Below are 20189 nucleotides of genomic sequence, written 5' to 3' on the forward strand. Positions count from 1 at the left end.
AGGTTCCCGTGTGGTATCACCTGTTCAAGCACGTCCTGCTCGGTCCGCTGCTGCGGATCCTCGGCCGGCCGGAGGTGGTCGGCCTCGAGCACGTGCCGCGTAGCGGGCCGGTGATCATCGCCGCCAACCATCTGGCGGTGATCGACTCGCTGTACCTGGCGCTGGTGCTGCCCCGCCGGGTCACCTTCCTGGCCAAGCAGGAGTACTTCACGGGCACGGGGTGGAAGGGCCGGTTCAATCGCTGGTTCTACACCGTCTCCGGCCAGGTGCCCGTCGACCGGACCGGCGGCACCGCCGCGGCGGACGCGCTCGCGGCCGCGACCAGGATCCTGGAAGAGGACGGCATCTGGGCCATTCATCCGGAGGGCACCCGCTCACCGGACGGACGCGTCTACCGCGGCCGGACCGGGGCGCTGCGGGTGGCCATCGCGACCGGCGCACCGGTGGTGCCGGTCGTGCTGTCCGGCACCGACCGGGTCAATCCGCCCGGCAGCCGCATGTGGCGATTCGCCAAGGTGCGCATTCACTTCGGCGCGCCACGCCATTACCCGCCCGCCGGGGCGCGCACGGACGCGCGGACCAAAACCGACGCGCTGATGCGCGAGCTGGCACGGCGATCGGGCCGCCAATACGTAGACACCTACGCCGCCACCTTCTCGTCCCGCGGCACGAGCACGCAGAGGCATAGGCGTCGCCCGTATGGGCACAACTGAGGGAGAACCGCAGCTACAGCCCGCGCAGGAACCGCGCACATATCGGATGCGGTGAGGGGTTAACGTCGCGGCTTTCCCGCGGGATAGTGGGAAGAGGCCGGGTGCTCGGTCCATCGTGTGACGAGGAGTCCGACAGTGAGCAGGTTCACCGACGAGATGTACGCGACGGCGCGGTCGACCAGCCGTGGGCTGGTGACCGGGGAGCCGGACGCGCCGCTGCGACAGTCCTGGGGCGAGATCCACCGGACGGCGCGCCGCATGGCGGGCGGACTCGCGGCCGCGGGGATCGACCACGGCCACGCGGTCGGCGTGCTCGCCGGCATGCCGGTCGACATCGCGCCCGCCTGCCAAGCGATCTGGATGCGCGGCGCGTCCATCACGATGCTGCACCAACCGACCCCGCGCACCGACCTTGCGGTGTGGGCCCGCGACACCGAAACCGTGCTCGGCATGATCGAGGCGCACGCGGTGGTCCTCGGCGCGCCGTTCGAGGCGGCGGAACCGCTGCTGCGCGAACGCGGCATCACCGTGGTGCGGATCGACCAGCTGGCGGAGGGCCCCGACACCGATCCCGTGCCGACCACCGAATCCGATGTCGCCCTGCTGCAATTGACCTCCGGCTCCACCGGATCGCCGAAGGCGGTGCAGATCACGCACGGCAACTTCTACGTCAACGCCTACGCGATGTTCGACCGGGTGAAATTCCAGCTCGACCACGACGTGATGATCAGCTGGCTCCCGCTCTTCCACGACATGGGCATGGTCGGATTCCTCAGCGTCCCGATGCAATTCGGCGCCACGGTGGTGTGCGTGACGCCACTGGACTTCCTGACACGGCCGGTGCTGTGGGCCCAGCTGATCGACAAGTACCGCGGAACCGTCACGGCGGCCCCGAATTTCGCCTACTCCCTGCTGGCCCGCAGGCTGAAGCAGGCCGAGGACGGCACGCTCGACCTGAGCAGCGTCCGCTACATGTGGAACGGCGCCGAACCGGTGGACCCCGACACCATGGAGGCACTCGCCGAGGCCGGAAAACGCTTCGGGCTCAATCCGATGGCGCTCACCCCGGTGTACGGGATGGCCGAGACGACGCTGGCCGTGTCCGTCCCCGACGCGGGCCACGGACAGGTGCTCGACATCATCGACGCCGATCTGCTGGAGGCGCTCGGCAAGGCGGTGCCGGTGCCGGATCAGCACATCGGCCACGCCAACGTGCGCCGCCTGCCGACGCTCGGCTACCTGGTCGACCAGTTGGAGGGCCGCGTCGTCGACTCCGAACGCCAACCACTGCCGACCCGTTCCGTCGGCGTCATCGAATTGCGCGGGCCCGCAGTGACTTCCGGCTATGTGACGGTCGACGGATTCCGCCCGGCCCAGGACGAGGACGGCTGGCTCGACACCGGCGACATCGGCTACTTCACCGACGAGGGCCTGGTGGTGGTCTGCGGCCGCATCAAGGACGTGATCATCATGGGCGGGCGCAACATCTTCCCGACCGATATCGAGCGGGCCGCCATGCGCGTGTCCGGCGTGCGGCCCGGCAACGCGGTCGCGGTCCGGCTGGACGCGGGACAGAAGCGCGAAAGCTTCGCCGTGGTGGTGGAATCGAACGACCATCAGAACCACGACGAGGTCAAGCGCATCGAGCGCGAGATCGTGCACGCCGTCTTCTCCGAGGTCGGCGTCCGTCCCCGCACGGTGGCCGTGCTCGGCCCCGGCGCACTGCCGAAGACCTCGTCGGGCAAGCTGCGCCGCTCCGCCACCGCCGTCCACCTGCACTGACGCGCACCGATGAATTCCGCGGGGTCGCGTCGTCCAGACAGGTGAGCGCGCGGGGTAGCCACCCGCGCACCGGACGACCCCCGACCCCGAGGAGACATCGTGTCCGAGCCCACCATCGAACTCGATCAGCGCTTCAGCAGCCCGGAGGCCACGCCCCGGCCGTGGGCGGAGGTGGACGGCGTGCTGGCCGCCGCGCGGATGTTCTGGATCGCCACCGTGCGCCGCACCGGCGCGCCGCACGTCACCCCGCTGCATGCGGTGTGGCACGACGGTGGCCTGTACTTCTGCACGGGCGCGACGGAGCAGAAAGCGAAAAACCTTGCGGCCGAACCGCGCTGCACGCTGACCACCGGCACCGACGACGCGGACAGCGGCCTGGACGTGGTGCTGGAGGGCAGGGCGGCGCGGGTCACCGACGAGTCGACGCTGCTGCGGCTCGCACAGCTCTGGAAGGAGCGACTGGACTGGGATTTCGGCGTCCGCGACGGTGGTTTCGACAACGGCGAGGGCACTACCGCGCTGGTCTTCGGAGTCGCCCCGGACAAGGTCCTGGCGTTCGGGAAGGGCGAGTCGTTCAGCCAGACCCGCTACCGGTTCCCGGCCTGAGCACCGATTCTCGCCCGCGTCCAGTGCCGTCGACGGCTCGGTGCGTTCGATCGGTCAGTGCAGTTGATTCTGCGCGGTTTCCAGCCCGACGCGCAGCAGCAGTTCCACGGCGTCGGCGGCCTGCTCGACGATCACCGGAACTTCCTTGCGCTCCGGCGTCGAGAACGGCTTGAGCACGAAATCGGCCGGGTCCTGCCTGCCGGGCGGACGACCGATGCCGATCCGAGTGCGCACGTACTCCTTGGTGGTCAGCGCGCTGGAGATGGACCGGAGCCCGTTGTGGCCGCCTTCCCCGCCGCCGCGCTTGAGCTTGACCGCGCCGAAGGGCAGATCGAGTTCGTCGTGCACGACGATCACCTCGGTGGGCGGCACGGAGAAGAACCTGGCGAGCGCGGCCACCGACCTGCCGGAGAGATTCATGTAGGACCGCGGCTTGGCGATCAGGACCTGGCGGCCGTCGAGGCGGGCCTGCAACAGGTCGGCGCCGGACTTCTTGTGCACGGCAAAACGGCCGCCGACGCGCTCGGCGAGCACGTCGGCGACCAGAAAACCGACATTGTGCCGGGTGCGCTCGTACTCCGGACCTGGGTTACCAAGTCCGACGACGAGCGCGGGCCCGGTCGTTGATTCGGTCATCGACGAACCGGTTCCGGCGTCCTTATTCGGCGCTCTCGGCCTCAGCCTCGGCGGCCTCCGGCTCGGCGGCCGGCGCGGCGATGACGTTGACGACCAGGGTCTCGGCATCGGCGGCCAGGGCGACGCCGGACGGCAGCTGCAGCTCGCCCGCGGTGATCTGGGTGCCCGCCTCGACGCCCTCGACGGAGACCTCGATGGCCTCGGGGAGGTTCAGCGCCTCGGCCTCGATGGAGATGGTGGTGGCTTCCTGGGTGACCAGGGTGCCCCCGGCGGCGTCACCGGTGACGGTGACGGGGACATCGGCAGTGACCTTCTCGCCACGCTTCACGATGAGCAGGTCGGCGTGCTCGATGTAGCGGCGAATCGGGTGCACCACAACGGATTTGGTCAGCGCCAGCTGCTGCTTGCCGTCGATGACGAGGTTCAGCACCGCGTTGGTGCCGTGCTCGCGCAGGATGGCGGCGAAGGCCTGGGCGTTGAGAGCGAGGTGCTGCGGGTCGGCCTGGTGGCCGTACAGCACGGCGGGGACGTTGCCGTCGCGACGGGTGCGACGCGCGGCTCCCTTGCCGAACTCGGTGCGTACGGCGGCTTCGAGAAGGTTGACGTCGGACATGACTGGATCTACTCCTACGGCTCTTCCGGGCTTGTCTAAGGTGCCCGCCAGGGAGGGTGGCGCCCTGGGCTGGGTTCTGGTCTACTCGTCGGGGCGAAGACCGAACGAGGACGGCCGGAAGCCGAGCCGCGTCGATCACGGTGTCGCAAAAACGTCTGCGGACACCCTCGCCGAGACAACCCGAACACCATACCCCAGCCCTTACGCGGCATATGAATCGGGTGGTCAGACGCGGTTCGGCGGTGCGCAACCCCGGTCGCGTAATCTGGACAGGTTGTTCGTTCGCTCGCCTGTGAAAGGTTGCTCACGTTGACCGCCCCTGAGGACGTCGTCGCGCCGACCCCGCGCGGACTGCCCGCCGAGGTCGCCCGGCGCCGCACCTTCGCAGTGATCTCGCACCCGGACGCAGGCAAGTCGACGCTCACCGAGGCGCTGGCGCTGCACGCCAGGATGATCTCCGAGGCGGGCGCGATCCACGGCAAGGCGGGCCGCAAGTCGACAGTCTCCGACTGGATGGAGATGGAGAAGGCCCGCGGCATCTCGGTCAGCTCCACCGCACTGCAGTTCAACTACCGCGCCGCGGGCTCCGAGGTCGACAACGTCATCAACCTGGTCGACACCCCCGGTCACTCCGATTTCTCCGAGGACACCTACCGGGTGCTCACCGCGGTGGACGCGGCCGTGATGCTCATCGACGCCGCGAAGGGCTTGGAGCCGCAGACGCTGAAGCTTTTCCAAGTCTGCCGCCACCGCGGCATCCCCGTGATCACCGTGATCAACAAGTGGGACCGCCCTGGCCGCGCGCCGCTGGAGCTGCTCGACGAGATCGAGGAGCGAATCGGCCTCACCCCGACGCCGCTGTTCCTTCCGGTCGGCATCGCGGGCGACTTCCGCGGTCTGCTGCGCCGAGGCACGGACGGCGAGGCGCTCGAATACATCCACTTCACCCGCACCGCGGGCGGCGCGACGATCGCGCCGGAGGAATCGATCACCCCCCAGTCCGCCGAGGTGCGCGAGGGCGAGGCGTGGATCACCGCCGTCGAGGAGAGCGAACTGCTCTCGGCCACCGGGCAGGACCACGACCAGGAGCTGTTTCTCGCGGGACAGACCTCGCCGGTCATCTATGCCTCCGCGATGCTGAACTTCGGTGTGCGCCAGCTGCTGGAGACGCTGGTGGCGCTGGCTCCCGCGCCCGGCGCGCGCAAGGCCGTCGACGGCACGCCGCGCAACACCACCGATCCGTTCAGCGCGGTGGTGTTCAAGGTGCAGGCGGGCATGGACACCGCGCATCGCGACCGGCTGGCCTTCATGCGGATCGTGTCCGGCGAGTTCGAGCGCGGCATGGTGGTGACGCACGCGCAGACCGGGCGACCGTTCGCGACCAAGTACGCGCTGACCGTGTTCGGCCGGGAACGCGCCACCGTCGACACCGCCTACCCGGGCGATGTGGTCGGCCTGGTGAACGCGACCGCGCTGGCGCCCGGCCACACGCTGTTCGTGGACAAGAAGGTGGAGTACCCGCCGATCCCGTCCTTCGCGCCGGAGCACTTCGCGGTGCTGCGCGCGCGGACCGCGGGCAAGTACAAGCAGTTCCGCAAGGCCATCGACCAGCTCGATTCCGAGGGCGTGGTGCAGGTGCTGCGCAACGACGTCCGCGGCGACGCCTCCCCCGTGCTCGCGGCCGTCGGCCCGATGCAGTTCGAGGTGGTCACCGCGCGCATGATGGCCGAGTTCAACGTCGAGACCACCATGGAACACCTCGGCTACTCGCTGGCCAGGCGCACCGACGCCGCGTCGGCGGAGGAACTCGGCCGCCAGCGCGGCGTCGAGGTGTTCACCCGCAGCGACGGCGCGCTGCTCGCGCTGTTCAGCGACAAGTGGCGGTTGCAGTACATCGAGAAGGAACACCCGAAGCTGACGCTCGAACCGCTGGTCGCCGCCGCCGACAACTGACGGCGACGGCGTCACGGCCTGAAGTCGAACCGCCCGGGCCCGGCTTCCTCATCAGGGCGTCGTATCAATCCTGGTGTAGCGCAGGGAGTTCCGCCTCGGCTGCGGCCGGATCGGCGGTCGGTAGCGGGAACGAGTGGTGTTCGTGAACGACCACCCAGCGGCCGTCGTCCTTGCGCAGCCCGATGGTCAGCCGCAATCGGTTGTCCGGATCGGCCAGGAACTCCTCGGGCGTCCCGCAGCGCAGCAGCGCGTGCGCGAACGCGACGTCTTCGCCCGCGGTGACATCGAGCGCGACGATCTCGAACACCGCGCCCGCGGCCAGCCAGGCGAAGAACGGCGGCCAGGTCTCCCGGTAGGCGTCGATGCCGCGGACGCCGTCGTTTGGCGGCGGCACGTCGTACATCACGATGCCAGCCGCGTGGTCAGCGAGTACCGCGTCGAGATCTGCCGCGCGCACGGCGGCGGCCCATCGTTCGATCAGCTCGCGGATCTGCGCTTCGTCGGTCATGGTGGCATTCCCTTCGGTGCGGCCGCCGGTCGCGGCGGCGTGCGGGTCCGTCCCGTCGGCCGTATAACCCGCGCCGCGCGCCGAACTCATCGGTGCTGCGGATATTTTCGGGCGGGTAGCTGTCAGGCGGGCAGTTCCGCGGGCAGGCCGAAGGCCGGGAAGAGTCCGGGATCCAGGAACGAGACCACCTCGGCGATGCGCCCGTCGCGCATCGCGACCACGTCCAACGCCATCGCGGCGAAGACTTCGCGCTCCTCGTCCCAGAGGTAGGTGCCGAAGGCGGGCTGACCGTTGGCCGAGGCGAGCAGGAAGCGCCAGCGATAGCGCAGCGGACCGTCGAGCAGGAACTCGCGGATGGCGGACCGACCGGCGTACCACTCGGGCAGCGGCGGCATCGAGTACTTCGCGTCCGCGCTGAGCAAGGCGACGATCGCCGACACGTCGCCCGCCTCCCACGCGTCCGCGTACTGCCTCGCCAGATCGCGGATCTCGGCGTCGGCCATGCTGCGCGACGCGCGCTGGGATCGCGCGGGCAGCCGCGACTCGACCCCGGCGCGCCCGCGCTGCAACGCGCTGTTGGCCGAGGCCACGCTGATCTCCAGCAGTTCCGCGGTCTCGCGGGCCGAGAAACCGAGCACGTCACGCAGCACCAACGCGGCGCGCTGCAATCCGGGCAGATATTGCAGCGCGGCGACGAACGCCAGCTCCACCGCCTCGCGCGCCTCGTATCCGGCCTCCGGAGCCGTGCCGCGCACCTCGGCGTCGGGATAGGGCTCCAGCCAGGCAATATCGGTCAGCGGCGCGCCGGGGCTCAGGTCCACCGGCAGTTCGCGGCGGCGGCGGGTCTCGAGCAGGGTCAGGCAGCGGTTGGTCGCGATCCGGTAGAGCCAGGGCCGCAGTCCGGCGCGATCGGTCAGTTTGTCGAGGTTGCGCCAGGCTCGCACCAGCGATTCCTGCACCGCGTCGTCGGCATCGTGCACCGAACCCAGCATCCGATAGCAGTGCACATGCAGTTCCGCGCGCAGCGGGGCGACCATGCGTTCGAACTCCGGTTCGGTCACCCGCGCCGGCTCCACGGTCATTCGGCCTCGGGCTCCTGGTGCACCGGCGCGGCTCCCGGTTCGCGCTCGACCGGCGCGATGCCGTCCTCCCTGGCGATCAGACCCCAGCGGCTGGAGGTCAAGCGCAGGCTCGGCAGGTCGCTGAGCGAGAGCACCACCTCGTAGGTGCGCTCGTATCCGGTGTGTGCGATCCGCCACTGGCCGTCCTCGCAGCGCGCGTAGCGGTCGGTGTAGAAGGCCGCGCCGCGCAGCAGCATGTTGTGCGCCGGGATGAGCACGGTGTCGGCAAGATACCAAGTGCCCGTTGCCGTGTCGCCTTCCACGTCGATCTCGGGGTGATCGCAGCGGTGCTCGGTGATGACGTGCGGACCGAGCGTGTTGCGCATGAAGGCGAGGAAGGCGTCACGCGATTCGAACTGCAGGTACTCGCTGTAGGTCGCGGTGGCCTCGGGAATCATAGTGTCGGCGAATTCTTCCCAGGACTTGGTGTCCAGTGCGCGCAGGTAGCGGAACTTGAGGCGGCTGATGGCCGCGACGTCGTCCATACCCGGCCGGTCGGCGGGCGGCTGGACGACAGCTCGGGGATCCCGGATGTCGGCTTCCTCCGACTGGGCAGCGGCCTCCGGCTGAGCAGCTTCCTCCGGCGCAGCGCCGTTGCGCGGTTCGGAGCCCGCGCGTTCGGCGGTCTCTTCCGCACGCTCGGCGGTATCCTCGGCCGCTTCCACGGTCGAGTCGCCGCGCCCCTGCTCGCCGCTTCCCTGATCCATACCTCAACAATCCCATCCGAAGCCGCCGAGCTTCACGGTTTGGGAGATCTGTATCAGATTGCTATCAACGCCGGACCGGAGCCCGGGAAGATCAACTACCGATGGTAAAGCAGGTGCGGCAGAAATCCTCGCCGAATTCGGTCAGCCGCAGACTCTTGCGCACGATCTTCGGCGCGCGCCCCGCCTTCTTCAGCGCGGCCTCCACCACCGGCTGCACCTCGAGCACCATGTAGCGGCTGAGGACCACCGGATCCTCGGAGGTCAGCGTGAGGCCGAGCCGGTTGAGGTTGATCAGGTAGGACCGGGCGCGGTCCGGGTACCGCACGCCCGCCTGCTCCGGCACCGAGGTCAGGTCGCCCTGGACGAGTTCGGATCCGATGCCGAGCGGACGGTTGGTCCGCACGTCCACCGCGGGCTGCGGACCGTTCAGCGACATGAAGCGCAGGATGCGCGCCTCGTCGGGGGCGATCTCGTCGAGGATGCGGTCGTAGGCCGGGTGCACGTCCTCGGTGAAGTAGACGTCGGCCGACCGCGCCAGCAGCGCGTCGCCGCGTCGGCGCAGCTCCTCGGTGGTGGCCGAGCGCAGGTACGAGCCCATCGCGATGGCCTGCTGGGCCGCGCCGGTGGGAGTCGGTACGTAACTGACGATTTCGCGCACCGAGCCCTCGGTCACGCCGAGCGCACTGCGCGCGATCGAGCGCAGCGCGTTGCCGGTCCGCTCGGCGATCTCCGCCGAGGATTCGCCGTCCAGCGCGGCCTGAGCGATCTCCTTGGTCACCTCGTACGAGGTGTTCACCGCCCACTGCCCGCCGCGCACGGCTGTACCCGCGGCCAGCCCCGCGGCCCGGAACACCCCGCGGATCAGCCTCGCCTCGTTGCTGATCTGCCGTTGTTCGACATCCGAGCTGCGCTCTACCGCGCGGGAACCGGCCCGGGTCACGTCCTGTCCGGTCCTGTCGTCTGCCACGTGCTACTCCGAAGTGTCGCCAAGTGAACGAATCCGCCCACAGATTATTGCCCGACCGTCTTCCAGGCACAGCGAACCCCAACTGTTCGCGCGTCCCGGCCGACCCACCCGTCGGACCCGATCGCCAGCACCCCAGCATGTTTCATTCGCGAATAAGGATGTGGCGGACGTCATTCTCTCGTCCCGACCGAGACAATGCGGCATTCGAGACAGATACTGTGACTGATGTCTCAGACACTACTCTCTGGTCTGTCTCTGCGGGTTGTGGACGAAGCGCCGCAACTCACAATAGGGTCCAGCTGCCGACAGGGTGCTAGTTTGGGGTGCCGGTGAGGCGGCGATCACCGGTTTTTCGGCAGGAGGGTGTCGTTGTTAGAGAGTGTTTTCGGAGTTCACCCCACGATCCTCCTCGAGCTTTTGACCATTCCGCTTTTCACAGGAGTGATCGGCTACATCACCAACTGGACCGGCGTGCTCATGCTGTTCCAGCCCATCGCCTTTCACGGCGTCCGGGTGCCCGGCCTGCGGGCGCTCTATCCTTTCCTGCCCAAGCGAATCCAGGTGCTGCCGCTGCTCAGTTACGACGGCAGAATGGGCTGGCAGGGCATCGTTCCCTCACGTGCCGACAAAATGGCCAGCATCGCCGTCGACAAAGGACTCGCCAAGCTCGGTAGCGTCTCCGACTTCTATCGCGAACTGGAACCCGACAAGCTGGCCGAGCATCTGGCCAGCATCGCCGACGCGCAGATCACCGACATCGTCGAAGAAATCCTGCGCCGTGAGCACCCGCAGCTCTGGTACAACCTGCCCGGTCAGGTGCGCGAGATGGTGCACGCGCGGGTGCGCCAGCAGCTGCCCGAGATCCTGCGCGAGCTGACCGAGGAACTCGGCGCCAACATCGATCAGCTGATCGACGTCAAGCAAATGGTGATCCGCTACTTCCAGGCGCGACCGCAGCTGCTCAACACGCTGTTCCAGGTGCTCGGCGCCAAAGAGCTGCGGTTCATGCAGAACTTCGGTTTCTACTTCGGCGCGCCGATGGGTGCGCTGCTCGTGCTCATCCTGCACGTCACCGGATGGTCGACGTGGGTGGTGCTGCCGATCGGCGGTGTGATCATCGGGTGGGTGGTCAACTGGATCGGCATCAACATGATCTTCGCCCCGGCCTACCCGAAGTGGTGGTGCCCGTGGCGGCAGGGTCTGCTGATCAAGCGCCAGTCCGAGATCACCGACGGCTACGCCGAACTGGTGTCGAGTCAGGTGATGACGGTCGCCAACATCGGCGACGAACTGCTCAACGGTCCGCGCTCGGATCGCACCATGCAGATGCTGGAGGACACCCTCCGCCCGGCCGCCGACCGCGCGCTCGGTCCGGCGCGGCCCGCGGTGAAATTCATGCTCGGCAGCCGCGAATACGACTCGCTGCAGGCGACGCTGACCACCGAGGCGATGTCCATCGCGCCGATCGCGTTCGCCGATCCGGACTTCAATGTCCAGCAGGGCAAGCAGATCAACGATTACATCGCCAAACAGATGTCCGCCCTACAGCCGCCCGACTTCGTGGAAATGCTGCGCTCGGCCATCAAACAGGATGAATGGTTGCTTTTCGTCCATGGCGGCGCGCTGGGCCTCTTCGCCGGATACGCTCACATTCTGATCTTCGGAATGGGAGTGGCGACGACATGGCTATGACGGGCTCGGGCGAGAACAACGCGGGATCGGACGCCGACGCGGTCGGCGACGATATCCAGGCCGCCGAGCATTCCGCACCCGTCGCGCCGTCGACGGAGCTCGCCCGGTGGCCGCTCTCCGATATCGAACCGGCGGCGAAGCCGCCCGCCAAACGCCGCGTGCCGTCGCCGCGCGAGACTGTACGCGCCGCGAGCGGGGTGGCCAAGGTCGCCTTCACGGCCGCCTCCGAAGTCACCGCGTGGACCGTCGACACCGCGCTCGGCGTCACCGGGACCGTGGTGAAGGGCAGCATCGCGGGCGTGCCGCCGCGCGAAGTGCTCGCCGAGGCCGAAGCCGAGGTCCGCGACGCCGTGCGCCGGGCGCTCGGTCTGCCCGCCGCGACGCCCGAGCGCACCGATCCGGCCGTGCCCACCCTGCGCGAACAGGGCGCCGCGCTGCTGCGCCTCTCGGCGAGCACACACGCCGAGGCGTCCGAAATCCACCCCGCCTTCGCCGGAATGCTCGCGGAGCTGACACCCGACGAGGCGCGCATCCTGCGCTTCCTGCACGTGGACGGCCCACAGCCCTCGATCGACATCCGCGTCGGACGGCCGAGGGCGCTCGGCGCGGAGCGCTACCTGTCCGGGCTCACGCTGATCGGCGAACAGGCCGGGCTGCGCTTCCCGAACCGGGTGCCCCAGTACCTCACCAACCTGCGCAGACTCGGGCTGATCGAGTTCGCCAAGGAACCGGTCGACAATCCGAACCGCTACCAGCTGCTGGAAGCGCAGTCGCCGGTGCGAGAGCTGTTGAAGCGCTCCGGATTCGGCACCAAGGTGCACTACCGCAGCATCGTGCTCACGACCTTCGGCGCGGACTTCGTGCAGACGTGCCTACCGGTGGTGACCGAAGGCCGCGCCGAGTCCAGCTGAGCGGACCCCGCCGTGCCTTCGCGCGCGAGCTGGGTTGCCACACACCACACGCACGCTTCACGCAGGCGTGGCTTGTGTGAAGCGTGCGGACGGTATGCGGGACCACGTCGACGGGCTGCGAACGGGTGGCCCGCCACGGGTCCTCAGACGCCGTCGGCGAGTTCGAGCCAGCGTTCTTCGGCGGTTTCCTTCTCGGCGAGTACCTGTTTGAGTTCGGCGCCGAGGGTGACGAGCTTGTCCGGTTCGGTGGCGGCGTCGGCGAGGGCGGCGTGCAGGCGCTCTTCGCGTTCGGACAGCTTGTCGATGGCGCGCTCCAGCCGGGTGAGTTCCTTGCGGGCCGCCCGGTAGGCCGCGGAATCGGTGGCCGTCGCGGCGGGCTTGTCGGCAGAGGCGCGGGCGGGCGCGGGTGCGCCCTGCGCGGCCCGCTTGTTCAGGTATTCCTCGATGCCGCCGGGCAGGTTGGTGAGTTTCCCGTCGCCGAACAGCGCCCAATTGGAGTCGCAGATGCGCTCGATCAGGTAGCGATCGTGGCTGATGACCACCAGGGTGCCCGCCCAGTTGTCGAGCAGATCCTCCAGCTGCTGCAGGGTGTCGATGTCCAGGTCGTTGGTCGGCTCGTCGAGCAGCAGCACGTTGGGCTCGGCCATCAGGATGCGAGTGAGCTGCAGCCTGCGCCGCTCACCGCCGGACAGATCGCCGACCGGCGTGCGCTGGCGGGCCGGGGTGAAACCGAGCCGCTCGGCCAGCTGACCTGCCGAGATCTCCTTGTCTCCCAGCATTATTCGCTGCGCGACCTGCTGCACCGCCTCGAGCACGCGCATATCGGTCGGCAGATCGTCGAGTTCCTGTCGCAGCCAGCCGATCTGCACGGTCTGGCCCTGGATGCGCTTGCCCGCGGCGGGCGCGGCGTCACCGGCCAGCGCGCGCAGCAGGGTGGTCTTGCCCGAGCCGTTGACGCCGACCAGGCCGACTCGCTCTCCCGGCGCGAGCCGCCAGGTCAGGTCGCGCACGAGCTCGCGGCCGTCCGGCGTGGCGAGTGTGGTGTCCTCGAGCTCGATGACGACCCGCCCCAGGCGCTTTCGGGCGAACGCGGCCAGCGAGACGCTGTCGCGCGGCGGCGGCACGTCGGCGATCAGCGCCTCGGCGGCCTCCACCCGGTAGCGCGGTTTGGAGGTGCGCGCCTGCGGACCGCGCCGCAGCCAGGCCAGCTCCTTGCGGGCCAGATTGCGCCGCCGCGCCTCGCTCGCGTCGGCCTGCCTCGCTCGTTCGGCGCGCGCGAAGATCCAGTCGCCGTAACCGCCTTCGTAGCTTTCGACCTTGCCGCCGACGACCTCCCAGGTGTTGGTGGCGACGGTGTCGAGGAACCAGCGGTCGTGGGTGACGACCACCAGGGCGGAGCGGCGGCTCAGCAGGTGCGCGGCCAGCCACTGCACGCCCTCGACATCGAGGTGGTTGGTCGGCTCGTCCAGCACGAGCAGGTCGAGCTCGCGCACCAGCGCGGCGGCCAGCGCGACGCGGCGGCGCTCACCGCCGGACAGGTTGGCGACCGGGGTTTCCATGCCGAGGCCCTGGATGCCGATGCCGTCGAGGACGGTCCGGATCCGCGGGTTCGCGGCCCATTCGTGTTCGGCGACGCCGTCGGTCATCTGATCGTCCGCGAGGCCGGCCAGCACCACCTCACCGACGGTGGCGCCCTCGGGCAGCGTGCCGCGCTGCGTGACCACGGCAATCCGCAGCCCGCCTAGCCTGCTCACCCGGCCGCTGTCCGGTTCCTCGATGCCGGTGAGCACCTCGAGCAGTGTGGTCTTGCCGCCGCCGTTGAGGCCGACCACGCCGATGCGTTCCCCCGCGTGCACGCCGAGCGAGACGTTGTCCAGGAGGGGCTTGATCCCGAAGCTCTTGGAGACCTGCTCCAGGTTGATCAGGTTGGACATGAACGCTGCTAGCCCGCCTCTCCGGGTGATTTGCCGACCGTACGAGCCTACTCACCCGGCCACGGGCGCCCGCGCGCGGTCGATGCGCGGCGGGATCAGCGCTTGGCCGACGTGTCCGTGTCGATGATCCGCGCGCCCGGCACCGGCCCGCTCGCGGTGCGGATGCTGCGGGCGACGCCCGCGCCCGCGAGTTCCGCGGCCACCGCGACGGCGGCGTCCTCGCTCTCGCAGAGGAAGGCGCAGGTGGGCCCGGAGCCGGAGACCAGGCCCGCGAGCGCGCCCGCGCCGACGCCGGCGCGCAGCGTGCGCCGCAGCTCCGGCTTCAGCGAGACCGCGGCCGCCTGGAGGTCGTTGCCGAGCAGCGGAGCGAGCTGGTCCGGATCGCCGGAGGCCAGCGCCTGCATCAGCTGCTGGGGTTCGCCGAGCCGCGGTGGTTCGCCCAGTTCGCGCAGCCGGTCCAGCTCGGCGAAGACCGACGGCGTCGACAGCCCGCCCTTGGCCAGCGCGAGCACCCAGTGAAAGGTGTTGCGGGACAAGACGGGAAGCAGGCGTTCGCCGCGGCCGGTGCCGAGCGCGGTACCGCCGTGCAGCGCGAACGGGACGTCGCTGCCGAGTTCGGCGGCGACCGAGGCCAATTCGTCGCGGGAAAGGCCGATGTCCCAGAGCTCGTTCAGGCCGACCAGCGCGGCGGCCGCGTCGGCGCTGCCGCCCGCCATGCCGCCCGCGACCGGAATGCCTTTGCTGATGGTGATTTCCACCAGCGGGGCCCTGCCCGCGAGGTGCGCGAGGCGCACAGCGGCCTTCCACACCAGATTGTTGCGGTCGGTGGGCACCTCGGCCGCGCCCTCGCCGGTCACCCGGACGGTCAGCGCCGACGAGGGCGCGAGTTCGAGATCGTCGCTGAGCGAGAGCGCCTGGAACACCGTGGTCAGGTCGTGGTACCCGTCCGCGCGCAGGTCGCCGACGCCGAGGTGGAGATTCACCTTCGACGGCGCGCGCACGGTGACGGGGCTGGGCACTACTGACAGCACGGTGTTCAAGCCTAGTGGGTGGGTCCGACAACTGCCGGGCTCGATATCCGTCATTCACCCGCCGTGATCCGTTTGGTCACAACAGCGCACCGCCGGTCGCGTCGATCCACTGACCGGTCACCCAGCGGGCGTCCGCGGAAGCGAGGAAGCCGACGATATCGGCGACCTCGGCGGGCTGCGCCACCCGGCGCAGCGGCGAGAACGCCGCGACCGCCGCCTCGGCCTCGGGATTGCGCAGCCACCCCGCGTTCATGTCGGTGTCGATCACGCCGGGGGCGACCGCGTTCACCGTGATGCCGCGGGCCCCGACCTCTTTGGCAAGCACCGCGGTGAACGAGTCGATAGCCGCCTTCGTCATCGTGTACGCGATCAGCTCGGGCATGCCGAGCCCGTGGGTCAGTCCGGTGGAGACGTTGACGACGCGCCCGCCGTCGCGGAGCCGGTCCAGCCCGAGTTTGGTCACGAAGAACGGCGCCTTGGTGTTGATCGCGAAGACCCGGTCGAAGGCCGCCTCGTCGGTGCCGCCGATCGGCTCGCGGATGCCGTCGGTGCCCGCGTTGTTCACCAGGATGTCCAGGCCGTCGGCGTGTGCGTCGAAGGCCGCCCACAGCGCGGCCGCGTCGCCTGGCACGCCGAGTTCGGCGCGGAGCGCGAAGGCGGCGCCGCCCGCCGCTTCGATCGCGGCGACGGTGTCCTTCGCGGCCTGCTCGTTTCCGTTGTAGTGCACGGCGACTCGCGCGCCGTCGCGTCCCAGTCGTTCCGCGACGGCGCGCCCGATGCCGCGGCTGCCGCCGGTCACCAGTGCCGTCTTACCCGTCAGTGCGCCCATGACCGGGCTCCTTTCTCTAGCGATCACTACAGAAGGGGACAGTAGCAGATTATCTAGTGATCGCTATAAAATCGGGGTCATGAGCACAGCGACCAGGGGCCGACCTCGTTCCTTCGACCGAGAAGCGGCGCTGGACAAGGCGCTGCGCCTGTTCTGGGAACGCGGCTACGAGGCCACCTCGATCGGAGACCTGACCAAGGAACTCGGCATCGGCCCACCGAGCCTGTACGCGGCGTTCGGCGACAAAGCGAAGCTCTTCGCCGAGGCCGTGGCGAACTACGGCGACAACTACGGCGGCTTCACCGCCCGCGCCATCGCCGAGGAGCCGACGGCGACCGCGATGACCCGCCGGATCCTGCGCGAGGCGGCCGCCGAATACACCGCACCCGGCAGGCCCGCGGGATGCCTGGTGATCAGCGCGGCCGTCAACACCACGAACGCGGAGGTCGCCGAATTCCTTCGCGGACTACGCAATCGCAACGTCGCCACGTTCGCCGCGCGCATTCAGGCCGACATCGACACGGGCGAGCTGCCCGCCGACACCGACGCCGCGACCCTGGCGCGCTTCGTGGCGACGGTCCTGCAAGGGATGTCGCAGGCGGCGCGGGACGGAGCGAGCCGGGACGAGCTGGAGCGGGTGGCCGAGCTGGCGATGCTGGCGTGGCCTGCCGACTGAACGAGCCGGGCCGAATCACTTGCGGACACATACCCACAGGGGGTATGTTCTCCTTCGTCGGAGATACCCCGGCACCGTATGATTGCAGCGAGCGAAGGAGTTGGAGATGGCCACCACCACTTACACCGTCAAGGGAATGACCTGCGGGCACTGCGCCGGCTCGGTCAAGACGGAGATCGGCAAGATCGATGGCGTCACCAGCGTCGACGTCGACCTCGCGACCGGGGCCGTGCGCGTGGCCAGCGCCGCGCCGCTGGCCGATGCCGACGTGGCCGCCGCGGTCGACGAGGCGGGGTACGAGGTCGCCGTCTGATGCGGGATCGGCTGCGGTTCGCCGCGTTCGGTGGCGGGCTCGTCGTGTTGCTCGGCGCCGCGCTCGGAATCGGCGTCCTGGTGGGCGATCCGTCCGACCGGGGCGTCGAGCACAGCGGCGTCGTCCTCGACGGGTCGTACCGGTCGACCGGGTTGTCGGACTCCGAATCCGGCTACACCCTCGCCGACCTGAGCGCCCCCGCGTCGCCGAACCGCGCCGGTCCCCTGCACTTCCGCATCACCGGTCCCGACGGCGCGCCGGTCACCCGGTTCGCCGTCCGGCACGAGAAGCCACTGCATCTCGTGGTCGCCCGGTCGGACGGCGCCGAGTTTCGGCACGCGCATCCGACGATGGCGGCCGACGGCACCTGGTCGGTCGAATGGACTTGGGCCACACCGGGGACGTACCGGGTGTTCGCCGACTTCGCGCCGGAGCTGGGCGACGGGGCCGGGCTTGTGCTGAGCCGCACCGTCACGGTCACCGGGGACGCGGCCGCGCGGCCGCTGCCGCCCGCCGCCGAGACCGCTTCGGTGGACGGCTACCAGGTCCGGTTGCAGCGCGACTCGGGCGACCTGCGGTTCACCGTGACCCGCGACGGCAGGCCCGTCACCGATCTCGAGCCGTACCTCGGCGCCTACGCGCACCTGGTCGGCCTGCACGCGCCGTCCCTCGCCTACCTGCACGCGCATCCGCAGGGCGAGGTCGGCCGGACGAGCCCCGGCCCGGAGGCGGCGTTCCACGTCGAGCCGCCCGTGCCTGGCCCCTATCGGCTGTATTTCGAATTCGCGCACGGTGGTTCGGTGCACACCGCCGAATTCACCCTCGAATTCGCGCCGCTCTCCACAGCGCCATCCACATCCGGCGCCGGACATCATCCGGGTGGCGAACACCGATGACCGCGACCGCGGGCCATGCCGCTCTCGAACTCGAGATCGGCGGCATGACCTGCGCGTCCTGCGCCGCGCGCATCGAAAAGAAACTGAGCAGGCTCGACGGCGTCACAGCCACCGTGAATTTCGCGACAGCGAAGGCAAAAATTCGCTATCCACAGTCTGTTTCAGCGGAACAGCTGATCACCACGATCGAAAACGCGGGCTACACCGCGCACCTGCCCGAGCCGCCCTCGACCGAAGCCGACGAGTCCCACGACGCGGCACTCGCCACACTGCGCCACCGCCTGCTCGTCAGCCTGGCGCTGGCCGTTCCGGTGATCGCCATGGCGATGATCCCCGCGCTGCAATTCGAGAACTGGCAATGGCTTTCGCTGACCCTGGCCGCGCCCGTGGTGTGCTGGGGCGGGTACGAATTCCATCGCGCCGCCCTGATCAACGCCAGGCACGGCACCGCGACGATGGACACGCTGATCTCGGTCGGCACCCTCGCCGCGTTCGGCTGGTCGGTGTACGCGCTGTTCTTCGGGCACGCCGGGATGGCCGGTATGAAGCACTCGTTCAGCCTCGGCATCGCCCGCGCCGACGCCGCGTCCAATGTGTACTTCGAGGTGGCCGCAGGCGTGATCGTGTTCATCCTGGCCGGTCGCTACGCCGAGACGCGGGCCAAGGACCGCGCCGGTTCCGCGTTGCGCGCCCTGATCGAACTCGGCGCCAAGGAGGTCTCGGTGCTGCGCGGCGACACCGAGGTGCTCGTGCCCATCGATGCACTGCGCGTCGGCGACCGGTTCCTGGTACGGCCCGGCGCGAAGATCGCCACCGATGGCGTTGTGGTGGAGGGCGATTCGGCCGTCGATCAGAGCCTGCTGACCGGAGAGTCGCTGCCGGTGGACGTCGGCCCCGGCGACACGGTGATCGGCGCGACCGTGAACACCGGCGGCCTGCTCACCGTGCGCGCCACCCGGGTGGGCTCCGATACCCAGCTGGCCCAGATGGCGGCGCTGGTCGAGGAGGCGCAGAACGGAAAGGCGCCGGTGCAGCGGCTCGCCGACCGCGTGGCGGGGGTGTTCGTACCGATCGTCTTCGTGATCGCGGGCCTGACGCTGGTCTATTGGCTGATCACCGGCGCGCCGACGGCGGTGGCGTGCGGCGCCGCGGTCGCGGTGCTGATCATCGCGTGCCCGTGTGCGCTCGGCCTGGCAACGCCCACCGCGCTGCTCGTCGGCACCGGGCGCGGGGCGCAACTGGGAATCCTGATCAAGGGCCCGCAGGTGCTGGAGTCGACGCGGCGCATCGACACGGTGGTGCTGGACAAGACCGGGACGGTCACGACCGGGCGGATGGCGTTGGTCGAGGTGATCACGGACGAGCGCGCCGACGAACCGCACGCGCCCGTCAGTGAAGTGCGAACATCCGCCGACGAATTGCTCGCTACGGCGGCGGCAGTGGAGCACGGCTCCGAGCATCCCGTTGCCCGCGCGGTGGTCGCGGGCGCGCGTGAACGCGGGTTACGGCTGGCACCGGTGCAGCGGTTCACGAGTCATGGCGGTATGGGCGTGTGCGGGGTGGTCGACGGGTGGGACGTGGTGATCGGCCGCACGGAACTGCTGGCCGAACGCGGCATCGTCCTCCCCGAGCGCCTTGCCGCGGCGAAGGAGAACGCCGAACGCGAGGGCGCGACCGCGATCGCCGTCGCGTGGGACGGCATGGCGCGCGGTGTCCTGGTGCTGGCCGACGCGATGAAACCGACGAGCGCCGAGGCGGTCGCCGACCTGCGCGCCCTCGGGCTGACGCCGGTGCTGCTCACCGGTGACAATGCGACGACTGCCCGTTCGGTCGCCGCCCGGGTCGACATCGACGAGGTCATCGCCGAGGTGCTGCCCGACGACAAACTGCGCGTGGTCCGCGAATTCCAGGACCGAGGCCGAGTGGTCGCCATGGTCGGCGACGGCGTGAACGACGCCCCCGCACTGGCCGCCGCCGACCTGGGCTTGGCCATGGGCGGCGGCACGGACGTCGCGGCGGAAGCGGGCGATATCGTGCTGGTGCGCGACGATCTACGCGCCGTCGCCACCGCGATCCGCCTGTCCCGCGCCACCTTGCGCACCATCCAGGGCAACCTGTTCTGGGCCTTCGGCTACAACGTCGCGGCCATCCCGCTGGCCGCCGCGGGCCTGCTGAACCCGATGCTCGCCGGGGCGGCGATGGCCCTGTCCAGCGTCTTCGTCGTCACGAACAGCCTGCGGCTGCGCCGTTTCCGCTGACCGCCTCGGGACGCGCTCCGCCTATCGCCCGAAGCAGCGCATT

Annotated in this window: 19 protein-coding genes; 10 read left to right on the top strand and 9 right to left on the bottom strand. The window is 69.6% G+C overall.

The features are described from left to right. Window positions 1-8: 8 nt before the first annotated feature. From ACRWNM_RS07425 to ACRWNM_RS07435, 3 genes are all read left to right on the top strand, one after another. A complete protein-coding gene (locus ACRWNM_RS07425; RefSeq protein WP_431964845.1) occupies window positions 9-713 on the top strand; it encodes a lysophospholipid acyltransferase family protein in 705 nt (234 codons plus the stop codon). Window positions 714-848: 135 nt separating this feature from the next. Continuing rightward, window positions 849-2495, top strand: coding sequence for a fatty acyl-AMP ligase (locus ACRWNM_RS07430; protein ID WP_431964847.1), 1647 nt, complete (start codon window positions 849-851; stop codon window positions 2493-2495). A gap of 99 nt (window positions 2496-2594) precedes the next feature. Further along, window positions 2595-3101, top strand: coding sequence for a pyridoxamine 5'-phosphate oxidase family protein (locus ACRWNM_RS07435; protein WP_431964849.1), 507 nt, complete (start codon window positions 2595-2597; stop codon window positions 3099-3101). A gap of 54 nt (window positions 3102-3155) precedes the next feature. Here the strand turns inward: ACRWNM_RS07435 and pth are convergent, their stop codons facing one another. Both pth and ACRWNM_RS07445 read right to left on the bottom strand, forming a co-directional pair. After that, window positions 3156-3737 carry an aminoacyl-tRNA hydrolase gene (pth, locus tag ACRWNM_RS07440; protein WP_431964851.1) on the bottom strand — a complete coding sequence of 194 codons (582 nt, stop codon included), beginning with the start codon at window positions 3735-3737 and terminating at the stop codon, window positions 3156-3158. Between the two features lie 22 nt (window positions 3738-3759). Beyond that, window positions 3760-4350, bottom strand: a complete 591-nt coding sequence (locus ACRWNM_RS07445) for a 50S ribosomal protein L25/general stress protein Ctc (RefSeq protein WP_431964853.1) — start codon at window positions 4348-4350, stop codon at window positions 3760-3762. Window positions 4351-4659: 309 nt separating this feature from the next. On the opposite strand from ACRWNM_RS07445, the gene ACRWNM_RS07450 reads away from it, so the two are divergent. Beyond that, window positions 4660-6303, top strand: coding sequence for a peptide chain release factor 3 (locus ACRWNM_RS07450; RefSeq protein ID WP_431964855.1), 1644 nt, complete (start codon window positions 4660-4662; stop codon window positions 6301-6303). 64 nt (window positions 6304-6367) lie between these two features. Here the strand turns inward: ACRWNM_RS07450 and ACRWNM_RS07455 are convergent, their stop codons facing one another. The 4 genes from ACRWNM_RS07455 to ACRWNM_RS07470 form a co-directional block, all read right to left on the bottom strand. Continuing rightward, window positions 6368-6811 carry a YybH family protein gene (locus ACRWNM_RS07455; RefSeq protein WP_431965381.1) on the bottom strand — a complete coding sequence of 148 codons (444 nt, stop codon included), beginning with the start codon at window positions 6809-6811 and terminating at the stop codon, window positions 6368-6370. A 122-nt stretch (window positions 6812-6933) separates the two neighbouring features. Further along, the gene (locus ACRWNM_RS07460) at window positions 6934-7893 is read right to left on the bottom strand and encodes a sigma-70 family RNA polymerase sigma factor (protein ID WP_431964857.1); all 960 of its coding nucleotides are present in this window, start codon (window positions 7891-7893) and stop codon (window positions 6934-6936) included. After that, complete coding sequence (locus ACRWNM_RS07465) at window positions 7890-8417, bottom strand: nuclear transport factor 2 family protein (RefSeq protein WP_431965383.1); 528 nt, start codon at window positions 8415-8417, stop codon at window positions 7890-7892. Before ACRWNM_RS07465 ends, ACRWNM_RS07460 begins: the two co-directional genes overlap by 4 nt. A gap of 313 nt (window positions 8418-8730) precedes the next feature. Beyond that, the gene (locus ACRWNM_RS07470) at window positions 8731-9606 is read right to left on the bottom strand and encodes an Abi-alpha family protein (protein ID WP_431964859.1); all 876 of its coding nucleotides are present in this window, start codon (window positions 9604-9606) and stop codon (window positions 8731-8733) included. Window positions 9607-10023: 417 nt separating this feature from the next. Between ACRWNM_RS07470 and ACRWNM_RS07475 the strand changes: the two genes are divergently transcribed. Then, window positions 10024-11298 (top strand): hypothetical protein, encoded by a 1275-nt coding sequence (locus ACRWNM_RS07475; RefSeq protein ID WP_431964861.1) that lies wholly within the window; start codon window positions 10024-10026, stop codon window positions 11296-11298. Then, entirely contained in the window at window positions 11289-12209 is a 921-nt protein-coding gene (locus ACRWNM_RS07480) for an Abi-alpha family protein (protein WP_431964863.1), read from the top strand. Before ACRWNM_RS07475 ends, ACRWNM_RS07480 begins: the two co-directional genes overlap by 10 nt. Before the next feature lie 143 nt (window positions 12210-12352). Here the strand turns inward: ACRWNM_RS07480 and ACRWNM_RS07485 are convergent, their stop codons facing one another. The 3 genes from ACRWNM_RS07485 to ACRWNM_RS07495 all read right to left on the bottom strand — a co-directional run bounded on the left by ACRWNM_RS07485 (window position 12353) and on the right by ACRWNM_RS07495 (window position 16003). Next, entirely contained in the window at window positions 12353-14143 is a 1791-nt protein-coding gene (locus ACRWNM_RS07485) for an ABC-F family ATP-binding cassette domain-containing protein (RefSeq protein WP_431964865.1), read from the bottom strand. Window positions 14144-14238: 95 nt separating this feature from the next. Further along, the gene (locus ACRWNM_RS07490; protein WP_431964867.1) at window positions 14239-15174 is read right to left on the bottom strand and encodes a 4-(cytidine 5'-diphospho)-2-C-methyl-D-erythritol kinase; all 936 of its coding nucleotides are present in this window, start codon (window positions 15172-15174) and stop codon (window positions 14239-14241) included. A 76-nt stretch (window positions 15175-15250) separates the two neighbouring features. Then, window positions 15251-16003, bottom strand: a complete 753-nt coding sequence (locus tag ACRWNM_RS07495) for an SDR family oxidoreductase (RefSeq protein ID WP_431964869.1) — start codon at window positions 16001-16003, stop codon at window positions 15251-15253. A 79-nt stretch (window positions 16004-16082) separates the two neighbouring features. Here ACRWNM_RS07495 and ACRWNM_RS07500 point away from each other — a divergent pair, with 79 nt between their 5' ends. The 4 genes from ACRWNM_RS07500 to ACRWNM_RS07515 all read left to right on the top strand — a co-directional run bounded on the left by ACRWNM_RS07500 (window position 16083) and on the right by ACRWNM_RS07515 (window position 20146). Beyond that, window positions 16083-16679 carry a TetR/AcrR family transcriptional regulator gene (locus tag ACRWNM_RS07500; protein WP_431964871.1) on the top strand — a complete coding sequence of 199 codons (597 nt, stop codon included), beginning with the start codon at window positions 16083-16085 and terminating at the stop codon, window positions 16677-16679. A 106-nt stretch (window positions 16680-16785) separates the two neighbouring features. Continuing rightward, on the top strand, window positions 16786-16992 hold the full coding sequence (locus tag ACRWNM_RS07505) for a heavy-metal-associated domain-containing protein (RefSeq protein WP_431964873.1): 207 nt from the start codon (window positions 16786-16788) through the stop codon (window positions 16990-16992). After that, window positions 16992-17888 (top strand): hypothetical protein, encoded by an 897-nt coding sequence (locus ACRWNM_RS07510; protein WP_431964875.1) that lies wholly within the window; start codon window positions 16992-16994, stop codon window positions 17886-17888. Before ACRWNM_RS07505 ends, ACRWNM_RS07510 begins: the two co-directional genes overlap by 1 nt. Further along, window positions 17885-20146, top strand: coding sequence for a heavy metal translocating P-type ATPase (locus ACRWNM_RS07515; protein WP_431964877.1), 2262 nt, complete (start codon window positions 17885-17887; stop codon window positions 20144-20146). Before ACRWNM_RS07510 ends, ACRWNM_RS07515 begins: the two co-directional genes overlap by 4 nt. The last annotated feature ends 43 nt before the right edge of the window (window positions 20147-20189 follow it).

Origin of the sequence: Nocardia sp. bgisy134 (genome assembly GCF_965341865.1) — a bacterium.
Taxonomy (GTDB): Bacteria; Actinomycetota; Actinomycetes; order Mycobacteriales; family Mycobacteriaceae; genus Nocardia.

Excerpts from the sequence above, each read along its gene's own strand:
- ACRWNM_RS07460 (WP_431964857.1), bottom strand. The coding sequence starts at position 7,893 with ATGACCGTGGAGCCGGCGCGGGTGACCGAACCGGAGTTCGAACGCATG.
- ACRWNM_RS07445 (WP_431964853.1), bottom strand. The coding sequence starts at position 4,350 with ATGTCCGACGTCAACCTTCTCGAAGCCGCCGTACGCACCGAGTTCGGC.
- ACRWNM_RS07465 (WP_431965383.1), bottom strand. The coding sequence starts at position 8,417 with ATGGACGACGTCGCGGCCATCAGCCGCCTCAAGTTCCGCTACCTGCGC.
- ACRWNM_RS07485 (WP_431964865.1), bottom strand. The coding sequence starts at position 14,143 with ATGTCCAACCTGATCAACCTGGAGCAGGTCTCCAAGAGCTTCGGGATC.
- ACRWNM_RS07480 (WP_431964863.1), top strand. The coding sequence starts at position 11,289 with ATGGCTATGACGGGCTCGGGCGAGAACAACGCGGGATCGGACGCCGAC.
- ACRWNM_RS07495 (WP_431964869.1), bottom strand. The coding sequence starts at position 16,003 with ATGGGCGCACTGACGGGTAAGACGGCACTGGTGACCGGCGGCAGCCGC.
- ACRWNM_RS07500 (WP_431964871.1), top strand. The coding sequence starts at position 16,083 with ATGAGCACAGCGACCAGGGGCCGACCTCGTTCCTTCGACCGAGAAGCG.
- ACRWNM_RS07505 (WP_431964873.1), top strand. The coding sequence starts at position 16,786 with ATGGCCACCACCACTTACACCGTCAAGGGAATGACCTGCGGGCACTGC.
- ACRWNM_RS07510 (WP_431964875.1), top strand. The coding sequence starts at position 16,992 with ATGCGGGATCGGCTGCGGTTCGCCGCGTTCGGTGGCGGGCTCGTCGTG.
- ACRWNM_RS07515 (WP_431964877.1), top strand. The coding sequence starts at position 17,885 with ATGACCGCGACCGCGGGCCATGCCGCTCTCGAACTCGAGATCGGCGGC.
- pth (WP_431964851.1), bottom strand. The coding sequence starts at position 3,737 with ATGACCGAATCAACGACCGGGCCCGCGCTCGTCGTCGGACTTGGTAAC.
- ACRWNM_RS07455 (WP_431965381.1), bottom strand. The coding sequence starts at position 6,811 with ATGACCGACGAAGCGCAGATCCGCGAGCTGATCGAACGATGGGCCGCC.